The organism is Coprococcus eutactus, from assembly GCF_001404675.1.
GTDB lineage: Bacteria > Bacillota > Clostridia > Lachnospirales > Lachnospiraceae > Coprococcus > Coprococcus aceti.
The window spans coordinates 488,331-501,714 of the sequence record NZ_CYXU01000001.1 but is presented as its reverse complement, the minus strand read 5'-3'; the positions used below and the strand labels follow the sequence as shown (position 1 = coordinate 501,714).

General features: G+C 42.3%; 9 protein-coding genes. 1 reads left to right on the top strand and 8 read right to left on the bottom strand.

Annotation, left to right across the window (positions count from 1 at the left end; genetic code table 11):
• Positions 1–201 precede the first annotated feature (201 nt).
• The 7 genes from ARA78_RS02195 to pflB form a co-directional block, all read right to left on the bottom strand.
• A complete protein-coding gene (locus ARA78_RS02195) occupies positions 202–2,292 on the bottom strand; it encodes an FtsX-like permease family protein (RefSeq protein WP_015535042.1) in 2,091 nt (696 codons plus the stop codon).
• Positions 2,279–3,046, bottom strand: coding sequence for an ABC transporter ATP-binding protein (locus ARA78_RS02190; protein ID WP_055280061.1), 768 nt, complete (start codon positions 3,044–3,046; stop codon positions 2,279–2,281). The genes ARA78_RS02195 and ARA78_RS02190 overlap by 14 nt, the downstream gene beginning before the upstream one ends.
• Positions 3,047–3,244: 198 nt before the next feature.
• On the bottom strand, positions 3,245–4,261 hold the full coding sequence (locus ARA78_RS02185; RefSeq protein WP_055279918.1) for a sensor histidine kinase: 1,017 nt from the start codon (positions 4,259–4,261) through the stop codon (positions 3,245–3,247).
• A gap of 58 nt (positions 4,262–4,319) precedes the next feature.
• Positions 4,320–4,982, bottom strand: coding sequence for a response regulator transcription factor (locus tag ARA78_RS02180; protein ID WP_015535044.1), 663 nt, complete (start codon positions 4,980–4,982; stop codon positions 4,320–4,322).
• A 235-nt stretch (positions 4,983–5,217) separates the two neighbouring features.
• The gene (locus ARA78_RS02175) at positions 5,218–6,435 is read right to left on the bottom strand and encodes a 2-hydroxyacyl-CoA dehydratase (protein ID WP_015535045.1); all 1,218 of its coding nucleotides are present in this window, start codon (positions 6,433–6,435) and stop codon (positions 5,218–5,220) included.
• 286 nt (positions 6,436–6,721) lie between these two features.
• Positions 6,722–7,564 carry a radical SAM protein gene (locus ARA78_RS02170; protein WP_015535046.1) on the bottom strand — a complete coding sequence of 281 codons (843 nt, stop codon included), beginning with the start codon at positions 7,562–7,564 and terminating at the stop codon, positions 6,722–6,724.
• A gap of 210 nt (positions 7,565–7,774) precedes the next feature.
• Entirely contained in the window at positions 7,775–10,051 is a 2,277-nt protein-coding gene (gene pflB, locus ARA78_RS02165) for a formate C-acetyltransferase (RefSeq protein WP_022216338.1), read from the bottom strand.
• 402 nt (positions 10,052–10,453) lie between these two features.
• Between pflB and ARA78_RS02160 the strand changes: the two genes are divergently transcribed.
• A complete protein-coding gene (locus ARA78_RS02160; protein ID WP_004854105.1) occupies positions 10,454–11,149 on the top strand; it encodes a Crp/Fnr family transcriptional regulator in 696 nt (231 codons plus the stop codon).
• Between the two features lie 98 nt (positions 11,150–11,247).
• On the opposite strand, the gene ftsH is transcribed toward ARA78_RS02160, so the two are convergent.
• Positions 11,248–13,068: an ATP-dependent zinc metalloprotease FtsH gene (ftsH, locus tag ARA78_RS02155; RefSeq protein WP_015535048.1), complete on the bottom strand. Its 1,821-nt coding sequence runs from the start codon at positions 13,066–13,068 to the stop codon at positions 11,248–11,250.
• Between the last annotated feature and the right edge of the window lie 316 nt (positions 13,069–13,384).

The window sequence follows — 13,384 nt, the reverse complement described above, 5'->3', positions numbered from 1 at the left end:
TCATTATACATTATTTGTGATAATATCAAGTTTTTGATGCTTGTATTTATTTCATCCAAATCTATTCTATTAGTGACAATATTGTATCTTTCAATTGTAAAATCTCTTCCTTAAATAAAAATTTTTAGTTATACAAAAGAAATCCAGGAAAGACATATATCCTCCCTGGATCAATTATTCCTGAAAAATTTTTCATTTCCCTCACTCACTGATAATCTTCCTGCTGCACAGATACGTTATAAGGAAATATCCGCCATATATGATTACCACAATGGCAGCCGTGATTCCGATAGCACCTGCTATATCATACGCTCCCATAGTGTCAAGAATCTTCGTGCTGACCATCATTCCAAATACCGAATGGACTATGGCAAGAGCAAGTGGGAATATGAAGAATAGTCCCATCTGTGAGAAAAGAGCCTTGTTGATCATGTGCTGATCCACCCCAAGTTTCCTGAGCATCTTGTATCTCTCTATGTTGTCTGTGCTCTCTGAGAGCTCTTTGAGTGCAAGGATGGCTGCACCGGATATGAGGAATATGAGTCCGATATACATACCTATAAATGAAGCGATGGCTCCAACTCCCACGCTGGCTGCTTTCACGTTGTCCTTGGTATTTACTGTGATAAGTCCACCAAGTTCATCCTTCTTTGATACATTCCTTATGATCGTATCACTATCCTGTATGACATCCCTGTCCTGATTGGCATACTTTCCGATGAAATACTCTTTCGCGAACTGTGCACCTTCAATGGCTGAATCCGGCACGATAAACACACCTGTGTTGAGGGGCTGAGTGGCAAGCTCTATATCACCATCTATACAATACGAGATAACCGGTTTAAGCTTGTTGCCATATACCTCTATCTCTTTTCCCTCCTGAAGTCTCTCATCACGGATCTTAACGAATATTCTATAATTTGCAAGGATGGCATACTCGTCATCGGCAAGCTGGAGCTCAGCATTGTCATAAATCTTTGCAACCTTGTTATAGTCGGACTGTGATATGATCTCCTCCGTTCCCTCATAACTAGACAAAGCGTTTACATCTATTCCAAGAGAATCAATCAGAGCCTCATCTCCCAGATAGTTTCTGATTGTAAGTGCAGGACATGTATATGTGTGTACGTCAACGTAATCTGAGAAGTATGATCCAAGATCCACATTATTTTCACTATATACATCTTCTATGCTCTTTCCATCAGTCACCTCAAGTTTCTTCAAAAGATCATTTGTCTCGCTGTCATTACCCATCTCGTCCTCGTCATAATAGATTGAATCACTGCTCTGGGTTTTCGATATACTCACATCCGCTCTTGCGTACTTTGCAATGCCCTCATTTAAGGAATTCTTCACTGCAAGCGCTGATGAAAGCACACATATTGTCACAAAAAGCATCAGACAGATGACTGATATTGAAAGTACATTTGTATTTACACGGCTGCTCATCTGTCTGACGACAAATGAATTGAGTCCCTTATAGTACACATTCTTCATGGACGACACGATCCTGAAGAGCATTCCGGATACCGACCAGAAGAAGAGCACCGTTGCAACGCATCCGACCACGATCCACTTGTAGAGATCGTTCATGTACATGTCATTTATATCGGTAATCACCGCATGATAAGCATATCCAAGTGATACAACTGATATCAGGAACACGATAACTGATACCCACGGATTCTTGATCTTGACATTCTCAGATTTTCTTCCATTCTGGAAAAGGTCGATGAGCTTACATTTGCTGATGATAAATGTGTTGAAGATTATAACCACCACATATATGATTGCAAAATACAAACATGTCTTGACAAATGCGCTGCCCGAGAACACAAAGCTGTATGATGACATATCTACATCGAACATGTTTGCAACGAGTACACTTGTTATCTGTGAGATTCCTATTCCGACAAGAAGTCCTACCACAAGTGATACAAGTCCGATGATAAGTGTCTCTATGAAAAGCATTGTGGACACCTTGCGTTTTCCCATTCCAAGGATGAGGTACAGACCAAATTCTTTGTTACGCCTCTTCATCAGGAAACGGCTTGCATATATGATGAGGAATCCGAGCACAAATGCGATGAACACACTGACACCCGCGATCATCTTGCTCATGAGCTGCACGACCTGTCTTGTGTCAGCCGATATCCGGAGCATGGCGGTCTGCGTCTCTATGGCATTGAACACATAGAAGATTGCAACACCGAGTACCAGAGTGAAGAAATATATGGCATAGTCCTTTATACTCTTCTTCATATTTGATGCGGAAAGCTTAAAGAGCGTCATTCAGATCACCTCCAAGCAGTGTCACGACATCTATGATCTTATTGAAGAATTCTTTTCTGGTATCTCCGCCTCTTCTGAGCTCATGAAACACCTTGCCATCCTTGATGAAAAGGATCCTGCCTGCATAGCTGGCTGTAAATGAATCGTGTGTTACCATGAGTATCGTTGTCATGAGATCCTCATTCAGATGCTTAAATCTCTCAAGCAACAGCTTTGCCGACTTGGAATCGAGTGCTCCTGTAGGCTCATCTGCAAGCACAAGCTTTGGGTCAGTGATGATGGCTCTTGCAGATGCGACTCTCTGCTTCTGACCGCCCGACATCTGGTACGGATACTTCTTCAGAACACTCTCGATCTCAAGCTCCTTTGCAACAGCTCTGACCTTCGCATCTATCTGTTTTGCAGGCACATTCTGTATTGAAAGTGCCAGTGCGACATTCTCATACGCCGTGAGTGTGTCAAGAAGGTTGAAATCCTGAAATATAAATCCCAGCTCCTCTCTCCTGAATTCGTTGAGCTTATTGCCTTTGAGTGTTGTGATATCCTTGCCGCCCACATAGATATGGCCGCTGCTAACCTTATCTATAGTTGAAACGCAGTTAAGCAGTGTCGTCTTACCGCTTCCCGATGCACCCATGATAGCGACGAACTCTCCTGCCTCCACATCGAATGATATTCCATCTATGGCCTTTGTCATATTGGATTTGTTTCCATAATACTTCTCAATGTTGTCAATCTTTAATATTGTTTCCATTGAATTTCCCATTGGATTTTCCATTGAAATGCCTCCTCAAATGTTTGATTATTACTGCTCTCACCATTGAACATATTTGCAGTTTACACATTTTGAAAGCAATTGTCCTTTTTCCATTATTACCTAACATTACAATTCTGTAACATTGGGACGCTCACCCGATCTGGTATCCCACTATCGCAAAACTCAATTTTTATATCATCCAATCTTGTATATATCATTATGTCCAAATACTATACTCACATCTGTGTATTCATCCACCTTTGACGTTATATCCAGCTTATGTCCCAGCTGCCTGCACAGATTGTCTATTATATAAAGGCCCATACCTGTGGATTTCGCATGTTTCCGCCCATTTTCCCCGGTAAATGATTTCCTGCACACAAGTGGAATATCAGACTGTGGTATACCTATTCCATTGTCCTTTATGTGCAGAGCCTTGCCGTCACCCAACGGTTCAGTCCAGATCTCTATAGTCTTCTCCTGTCCTCGGTCTATATACTTGATACTGTTGCTCACGATCTGATTTACCATAAACTCAAGCCATTTTGAATCCGTCACAACACATTCATCCACATCATGAACATTCAGCGATATGTCACCATCAAGCAGCACATCCTTGTTCTTCACAGCCACCCTTCCGATGACACTCTTAAGATTTGTCTCGGCAAATCTGTAATCTGCCGATGCATGCTCCGCCCTCACATAGTAGAGAACCTGATCCGCATACGCGTCAAGCCTTGCGACCTGTTCCTCGTATTTTCTCGGGATCACATCCCTGTTGTTGTGGCACATGAGCACCAGACTGGCTATCGGAAGCTTGATCTCGTGAACCCAGATCTCTATAAAGTCCTTGAAATCTTCCACGCTGTCCCTGTACTTTCTCACATTCTCAGTCATAGACTTGTTGATGTCGTACATAGCTGAATACACCAGCTTGCCCTCGTAGAAGTCAGGCTCGTCCAAAGTGTCAAGTATGAGATACTTCTGATCCAGTTCATCCAGATGTCCGACCAGACTGTTGTAGAACTTATATTTTCTCAGATAATCGAAAGCGATAACCGAGACGACAAATATCACAGCCACGATCACGAACATAATTCTCATCTGTAACTGTGAGTGAAATGCCATCATGAGCAGATATGTGAATATCACAAATCCCGCATATCCCGCAATTATTCCAAGTTTATCCTTTATATACAAGCCAAATTTCATTTTGCCAAATTACTCCAATCTTTTGTCGCTGTAAATGATATATAATCCCACTTACCTGTCATACAAGTCGGTATCCCTGCTTCTTCCTGGTCTCTATGGCATCATCATATCCAAGATCCGCCAGTTTCCCCCTGAGCCTGCTTATATTTACTGTGAGCGCATTGTCATTTACAAACTCGTCATTGTCCCACAGGTCTGTCATGATCTCATCCCTCGACACTATCTTTTCCCTGTTGGCAAGCAGCAGCTGGAATATGATCATCTCATTCTTGGTGAGAACCATCTCCTGATCACCTTTGCTGATTGTCCCCTTGCTGAAGTTGACCTCCGCATCTCTGTATGATGCTGTATTCTGGCTGCCCTCCATGCGCTTGAGCACCGCCGCTATCCTAAGCAGAAGTATCGTCGGATTGTACGGCTTTGTTATATAATCATCCGCGCCATAACTCATGGACAGCACCTCATCCATCTCGGAAGTCCTGCTTGTAACCATGATGATAGGCACATCAGATTCCTTTCGTATCTCCTTCACTAGGTTTCTGCCGTTTATCCCCGGAATATTGATATCCATGAGCACCAGATTCGGTGCCGCTTTCAATATATCGTTCTTTGTATTGTCAAAGTTCTTAAGACTCTCAGCCTCATAGCCCTCATTCTCAAGTATCTGCACTAGCTCATCACATATGCTCTCGTCATCTTCAACAACAAATATCTTTTTCATCTTTATTTCTCCATTTTCTATTTTCCATTTAGGCAATTACGAAACCCTTAATCTATTCAACATGCAAGAAGATGTTTAGCATTACCAAATCAGGGGAATACGAAGTCGCCGGTACTTAGATGGCACGTTAGTGACATCTTTAGTACCGTTGCAGACTGAGTTAAGCGAGAGCGACCCCTGATTGGTATGCTAAAACATCTCTTGCACATTCAGCGTATTTAAGTTTCGCAATTGCCTATTTCCCCATTTTAAGTGGCATGTCCACCAGCATCCTCGCCCTGTTGTAAACATTCAGCTTTGAACCACTGGAATCCACATCACAGCTCACTATCATGCCCTGCGGCAGTTTCTTCTGAAGTGAAGGGTACAAACCTCTTCCACATGTGTGATTAGGCATACAGCCAAATGGCTGAACCGCCAAAACCTTTGGACACTCATGGAGTATGTGTCCCGTAATCTCCGCGCCGATGAGCCAACCATCCCCGGTTTTGTATCCCCAGCTCACATACCCTTCAGCCTCACGCTTCATCGTGAAGAAATCCTCCATGGTATAGAACCCATATTTTCTAAGCGCCTCTATCATTGCTCTCTGCAGGCTGCCGAAGAACTTCAGCCCCGCCTTGTAAAGCAGAGATTCAAATGTCATATTGTCCGTGAGGTGTGAATCCATATAGTACATGGCATACCATGAAAGTCCATTTGTATGACTCTCACATCCATTTGACTCAAGGAACTTTATCATATTCCAGTTTCCCAAGTGGCAATATTTTATGTACAGTTCCCCAACTATCCCAACACGCTGTTTTCTTTTATCATTCAGCCTTATCCTTGAAAAATCCCTGGCTATCCTGTCGAAATTTTTCTTCATCTTTCCAAGTGTCAGATTCTTTCCCTCTTTCAGATCTCTGGACAGGATATCTATCCACTTCTGCCAAACCTTTTGCGACTGCCCCTTTTTCACCTCATTTGGCCTTGTCTGATTGAGGAGCAGCATGAGTATATCTCCGTAGAAAAGTCCGAACAGTGCTCTCCACACCATGAATGGCTGCACACGCATCTGACAATTCTTCTCCAACCCCTTAACATTCAGGGATAGTATCTTTGCCCTGTCAAATCCAGCCTTTCTCACCGACTCCTTTAACACATGTAAGTAGTTGGCTCCCCTGCATGCATCCCCCGCCGTCGGCATGAGAAGTCTTGTCCGTATGATATCATATTTGCCTGACTGCAGTGCATCTATCATCTGCCCGGCATTTAACACTATCGGATAGCACATATCATTGTTCACGTACTTAAGTCCCACATCCGTGATATGATCCTCATTTGACAGTATGACCGGATGATAATCCCTTGAATAAAAGGCGTATTTTATCAGAGGAAAATGCGCATCCAGCATGGCAGGGATCAGCAGTACATATTTTTCATCCCATGCGTTCTCGTCTATCTTATACATAATTTACTCCCCCATATACTTTGCAGTGATATAACGTGTTTGTAGCACTTTAATTATATATTATAACTTCTTTTGCATGCACATAGCCACTGTTTACTAATTAATTATGTTAAACTTATTTGTTGATATAACAAAGACACAGGTACTATATAAAATGTCACACCCGTTACAACGGTTTTAACATCTTATATAGCACCTGTGTCTCAATACAAATATTTTTATACACTGCTACAGCATCGACTGGGAATTGAACTATCGATGATTTTCCCGGTTCTTGTTCTTAAATTTATTCCAGAATACTCTTTGCAAGCTTCTGCTCCTCATCAGTAGGCGGGTCGATTCCCTCAAGCTTATATGGTATTCCAAGTCTCTCCCACTCAGTGATTCCGAGCTTGTGATATGGAAGTACCTCAACTTTATCGACAGTCTTGAGAGTATCTATGAACTCCTTTGTCTTCTTCAGATCATCCTCATCAGTTGTGATGGTTGGTACCAGTACGTGTCTGATCCACATATGCTTACCCTGATCTGACAGATACTGTGCAAGATCAAGTATATTGCTGTTGGAGAATCCTGTGAGATCTCTATGCTTGTCATCATTGATCTGCTTGATATCGAGCAGGAACAGATCTGTGAGGTTCATCAGCTCATTGAACTTGGAGAAGAATGGCTCCTCCCTTGTAAATGGATTGCCGGCTGTATCTATTGTTGTATGAATACCCTCAGCCTTTGCAAGCTTGAAAAACTCGATGAGGAAATCCATCTGAAGCAGCGCCTCACCACCGCTCACTGTTATACCACCGCCGTTTTTCCAATATGGCTTATAGCGGAGCGCCTGCTTTAACAGATCCTCAGGGGTCCTCGCCTCGATCTTGACGCCCTTATCCTTCAGCAGCTTTGTATTCTCTTCTATCTTCTTCTCAAGTTCTTCTCTCTCAGCATCGCTTGTTTCATCTGAGTAAAGCTTACTATAGTCTGTCACAAGATTCCATGTCTCTGGGTTGTGACAATATTTACATCTCATCTTGCAGCCCTGTAAAAAAACTACAAATCTTATGCCTGGACCATCTACTGCTCCAAAGCTCTCTGTCGAATGGACATATCCTAAAACCTGTTTCTTTTCAGACATATTTCACCTCTAAGTTCTTCCTATTCAAATACAACTCTCAATTAATGAAAGTAATTACAAACAAAACTACATGTCTATTATCTCTTATAAAAATGATATAAATACATATTCTTAAAAAAAGTCCCGGAGAGGTTATCCCCGGGACCATGGTTCTTGTTATATCTGACAAAGCATCTATAACTTCACTGAAAATCCAGCGTCAGCTAAGAATTAAAGTGAGTCATGGAATGTTCTGTTGATAACATCGAGCTGCTGCTCACGTGTAAGTGATATGAACTTAACAGCATATCCTGATACACGGATTGTGAAGTTAGCGTACTCTGGCTTATCTGGATTCTCCATAGCATCAAGGAGCTTATCCTTACCAAATACGTTTACGTTCAGATGATGAGCGCCCTGATCGAAGTATCCATCCATTGCGCTTACAAGCTTTGTAGCTCTCTCTTCCTCATCATGTCCAAGTGCTGATGGGTTCATTGTCTGTGTATTTGAGATACCATCCAGTGACCACTCATAAGGAATCTTTGCAACAGAGTTAAGTGATGCAAGAAGTCCTGATGTCTCAGCGCCGTAGCTTGGGTTAGCACCTGGTGCAAATGGTGTCCAAGCACGTCTTCCATCTGGAAGGTTACCTGTGTACTTACCATAAACTACGTTAGATGTGATTGTAAGGATAGATGTTGTAGGCTCTGAATTACGATATGTGTGTCTCTTCTTGATGTCTGTAAGGAACTCATGAAGAAGCCATACACCGATGTTATCAGCTCTGTCGTCATCGTTACCATACTTAGGGAACTCGCCTTCGATCTCGAAGTCCTCTGCAAGTCCTGTCTCTGCGTTACGGATAACCTTAACCTTAGCGTACTTGATTGCTGACAGTGAGTCGATTACGTGTGAGAATCCAGCGATACCTGTTGCAAATGTACGACGTACATCTGTATCGATAAGTGCCATCTCAGCTGACTCATAGTAGTACTTGTCATGCATGTACTGGATGAGGTTAAGAATATTTACATAAAGTCCTGCTAACCAGTCAAGCATCTTCTTGTACTTAGCAAGTACTTCATCATAGTCAAGGTACTCTGATGTGATAGGTGAGTACTCTGGACCTACCTGCATTGGCTTACCAGTCTTCTTGTCAAGGAACTTCTCATCCTTACCACCATTGATAGCGTAAAGAAGACACTTAGCAAGGTTTGCACGAGCTCCGAAGAACTGCATCTCCTTACCAGTCTGTGTAGCTGATACACAGCAGCAGATTGAGTAATCATCGCCCCAGATTGGCTTCATTACATCATCGTTCTCATACTGGATTGAGCTTGTTCTTACAGAAATCTTAGCAGCATACTTCTTGAATGTATCCTGAAGAGCTGATGAGTAAAGAACTGTAAGGTTTGGCTCTGGAGCTGGTCCCATATTCTCAAGTGTATGAAGGAATCTGTAATCGTTCTTTGTAACCATTGAACGTCCGTCAACACCGATACCACCAACCTCAAGAGTAGCCCATACAGGATCTCCTGAGAACAGCTCGTTGTATGACTTAATTCTTGCGAACTTAACCATACGAAGCTTCATTGTGAAATGATCGATAAGCTCCTGAGCCTCAGCCTCTGTAAGCTTACCAGCCTTAATATCTCTCTCAATGTAGATATCAAGGAATGTAGATACACGTCCAACTGACATAGCTGCACCGTTCTGAGTCTTGATAGCTGCAAGGTATCCGAAGTATAACCACTGAACAGCCTCTTTAGCGTTTGAAGCTGGCTTTGAAATGTCATATCCGTATGACTGAGCCATAACCTTCATCTCTTTGAGACGCTTAATCTGCTCTGAAAGCTCTTCTCTCTGACGGATGACATCATCAAACATGTTGCCATCGCCACAGTTAGCCTTATCCTCTTCCTTCCAAGCGATAAGCTGATCAATACCGTAAAGAGCAACTCTTCTGTAGTCACCTACGATACGTCCACGACCATATGTGTCAGGAAGTCCTGTTACGATATGTGTATGACGAGCTGCCAGCATCTCTGGTGTGTAAGCATCAAATACTGCCTGGTTGTGTGTCTTGTGATACTCAGTGAAGATCTTGTGGAAGTTCTCGTTTGGAGTATATCCATACATCTGAAGAGCCTCCTCAGCCATCTTGATACCACCATAAGGCATAAATGCTCTCTTAAGTGGCTCATCTGTCTGAAGACCTACAATCTGCTCAAGATCCTTTGTCTCTGGATCAATGTAGCCTGGGCCATAAGATGTGATGCTTGATACAACATCAGCATCCTCCTTTAAAACTCCACCGTTATCTCTCTCAGCCTTCTGAAGTGCCTGAAGCTTATCCCAAAGCTTGTTAGTAGCATCTGTTGGGGCTGCAAGGAAACTCTCGTCTCCATCGTACTGTGTGTAGTTGTTCTGGATGAAGTCTCTTACATTACACTCTTCCTTCCAGAGTCTACCTGTGAATGATTCCCATTCCTGGTTCTGTAACATGATAAAATTTCTCCTTTCAGTGTTTTAATATGTGAAAATGTGACACACTATTTACTTATTATACAGAATAATCTTCTATAATTCAATAATGCTTATCACATTCCTTGCTTTTCATTTGTAAGTATATTATACTTTACTCATAAATTCGGTTGTTATAACCACGTAATGAAGATTTAAACAACTTTTTTTGAAAAAATTTGAGAAAATATATGAATAATATATATTGTGTATGGACAAGGGATAATTTATTACACATATACAATATACTGTGTTTTGAAAAAATATACATCCTATAGCTGAAAGCCTGATCGCACCCCTGCATCATGACACCTTGTCACTATAATATACTACGCTGCAGACTGCTGCTCTGCATAGAAATAAATAATAAGATGGAGGTTATGTATGAAACTTAAAATTCCTCAATATCAATTGTCTGAAGTACTCAACATGATGGCATTTAAAGGAATCTCTGAAGCCGATATCAAAACCATGATGGATCTCAGGATCCTGCGCGAACACTATTACAGATACAACTCCACTATATTCAAAGCCGGCGAAATAACCGAGGAGCTTGGAATAGTCATCAAAGGCCGGGTGATTGTTGAGAATGTTGACTACTGGGGCTCCAAAAGTATCCTGAGTTCAGCACTTCCTGGAAAGGTGTTCGGTGAAACATACGCCCTGTCCGGACACAAACTCATGATCGACGCAAGAGCAACAGAGCCTACTATCGTATTCCTGCTCAACGCACAGGATATCATGTCCGGCAAATACAACAGTTATCCGTGGCATCTGCAAATGCTGAAGAATCTTCTTCTCCTATCATCGAGAAGAAGTCTCACACTCTCTCTTCATATCTTCTATATAAAGCCAAAGAAGATACGTGAGCGTGTCAGCTATTATCTCTCAGGACTTGCCAGCTCTCTTGGAACAACTGAGTTCGATATCCCATTTAACAGGGAACAGTTTGCCGACTACCTGAATGTCGACAGAACCGCACTGTCAAAGGAGCTGTCCAACATGCAGAGTGAAGGACTTATAGAGTTCAAAAAGAATCATTTCAAACTGTTGGAGCTTGACCACGAGGAATTGACGTAATACTACTATTCTGAATCCAGTACAAGTCTATCTTATGGTTACCGGGTGCGGAATTGTAAAATGCCAGCACCCGGTAACTGAAATTATATCTAAGAGAATCATGAATTCAATATCTTCATAAACTCCTCGCCTGTGATCGTCTCCTTCTGATACAGATAATTGGAAAGCTCATCAAGCTTCGCTCTGTTCTCGAGGATAATGGTTGCCGCCTTCTCATGCTGCTTTCTTATAAGCTCCACAACCTTCTTGTCTATGAGTGTCTGCGTCTCTGCCGAGCACGAAAGTGATGAATCACCGCCAAGGTATTTGTTAGTTTCTACCTCCATGGCTACCATATCAAAATCTTTGCTCATTCCGTATTTGGTGATCATAGCTCTTGCAAGCTTTGTTGCCTGTTCTATATCGTTGGAGGCTCCCGTTGTAATAGATCCAAATACTATCTCCTCTGCAGCTCTTCCGCCTGTGAGTGTCGCTATCTTATTCTCAATCTCTTCCTTGGTCATAAGATAGTGATTACCCTCATCCACCTGCATGGTGTAACCAAGAGCTCCTGATGTTCTCGGAACTATGGTTATCTTCTGGACAGGCGCTGAATCAGTCTGCTTGGCAGCTACAAGCGCATGTCCGATCTCATGGTATGACACGACAAGCTTCTCCTTGTCTGTAAGTATCGCATTCTTTCTCTGGTAACCTGCAATTACGACCTCTATGCTCTCTTCCATATCGGCCTGTGTCACGAAGCCTCTGCCGGCTCTGACAGCCCTGAGCGCCGCCTCATTTACAATATTTGCGAGCTCGGCACCTGATGCTCCTGATGCCATTCTGGCTATCTTATTGAAGTCTACATTGTCTCCTATCTTGACCTTCTTGGCGTGAACCTTAAGTATATCCTCACGTCCCTTGAGATCCGGAAGTTCCACAGGTACTCGTCTGTCAAATCTTCCCGGTCTGAGCAGTGCAGGATCAAGTGAATCCGGTCTGTTGGTTGCTGCAAGGATGATGACACCATTGTTGCCCTCGAATCCATCCATCTCGGTTAGAAGCTGGTTAAGTGTCTGCTCTCGCTCATCATTGCCGCCTATCTGTCCATCTCTCTTCTTACCTATGGCATCTATCTCATCGATGAACACTATACATGGAGCCTTTTCCTTTGCCTGCTGGAACAAATCCCTTACCTTTGAAGCACCCATACCTACGAACATCTCAACGAACTCTGAACCGGACATTGAGAAGAAAGGTACATTCGCCTCTCCGGCTACAGCCTTGGCAAGCATGGTCTTACCTGTTCCCGGAGGACCCACAAGAAGAATACCCTTTGGCATGGAAGCGCCGATCTCCTTGTACTTTCCAGGATTGTGAAGATACTCAACTATCTCAGTCAAATTCTCCTTCGCCTCATCCTCTCCGGCGACATCTGTAAACTTTATTCCCTCTGTGGAATTAACATATATCTTCGCATTACTCTTGCCCATTCCAAACATCATGGAATTCTTGCCGCCTCCGGCGTGCTTCATCATCTGATTGGCAAGCATTCTTCCAAGTAATGTGAATATAAGTATAGGCACGATCCAACTGAGTATAAAACTGAGTATCGGTGATGTCTGCTTGATCTCCTGACCTGAGAACTTGGCTCCCGACTTGTAAAGTCGCTCGGTTAAGTTCTCATCACTCACCATAGCAGTCTTATACACCTTCTTGTCATCTTTGCCTGTAAAATAGATGACATTTGACTGTGCCTCAATGTCTACCTCATCGATCTTCTTGTCATCTGTCATGGATATGAACGTACCATAGTCCACCTCCTCTATACTTCTCTCAGCAAACCATGGGACAAATATGAAATTGAGAACCATTATTATGATAAGCACTATCAGATAATAAAATATCAGCGGCTTCTTTGGCTGTTTTACTTCTTTCATATAAAAATCCTCCTTGTGATATTTTTTAGGATATATATGTCTGACACAATACAGAAACGCCATTATCATATATATTATTCTAACCTTATATCACAAGGAGGATTTATTCAATTAATTATTTCTAAAATTTGTATAACACTTTTGAAAATACAGGCAAAATTATAAATATTGCTTACAGTACAGCCATGTGGGCAGCTTCGGGCTGATCAGTCAGCACCTCCATTAACCATTCTCATGGATTTCAGCATCATATTCTGATGCCTAAAGAACAATTATTATATATCTGATATCTATTCAACACTCTTATAAGTTAACC

Bases quoted from the DNA above. Each gene is read 5' to 3' on its own strand.
- ARA78_RS02195 (WP_015535042.1), bottom strand. From the start codon at position 2,292: ATGACGCTCTTTAAGCTTTCCGCATCAAATATGAAGAAGAGTATAAAG.
- ARA78_RS02190 (WP_055280061.1), bottom strand. From the start codon at position 3,046: ATGGAAACAATATTAAAGATTGACAACATTGAGAAGTATTATGGAAAC.
- ARA78_RS02185 (WP_055279918.1), bottom strand. From the start codon at position 4,261: ATGAAATTTGGCTTGTATATAAAGGATAAACTTGGAATAATTGCGGGA.
- ARA78_RS02180 (WP_015535044.1), bottom strand. From the start codon at position 4,982: ATGAAAAAGATATTTGTTGTTGAAGATGACGAGAGCATATGTGATGAG.
- ARA78_RS02175 (WP_015535045.1), bottom strand. From the start codon at position 6,435: ATGTATAAGATAGACGAGAACGCATGGGATGAAAAATATGTACTGCTG.
- ARA78_RS02170 (WP_015535046.1), bottom strand. From the start codon at position 7,564: ATGTCTGAAAAGAAACAGGTTTTAGGATATGTCCATTCGACAGAGAGC.
- pflB (WP_022216338.1), bottom strand. From the start codon at position 10,051: ATGTTACAGAACCAGGAATGGGAATCATTCACAGGTAGACTCTGGAAG.
- ARA78_RS02160 (WP_004854105.1), top strand. From the start codon at position 10,454: ATGAAACTTAAAATTCCTCAATATCAATTGTCTGAAGTACTCAACATG.
- ftsH (WP_015535048.1), bottom strand. From the start codon at position 13,068: ATGAAAGAAGTAAAACAGCCAAAGAAGCCGCTGATATTTTATTATCTG.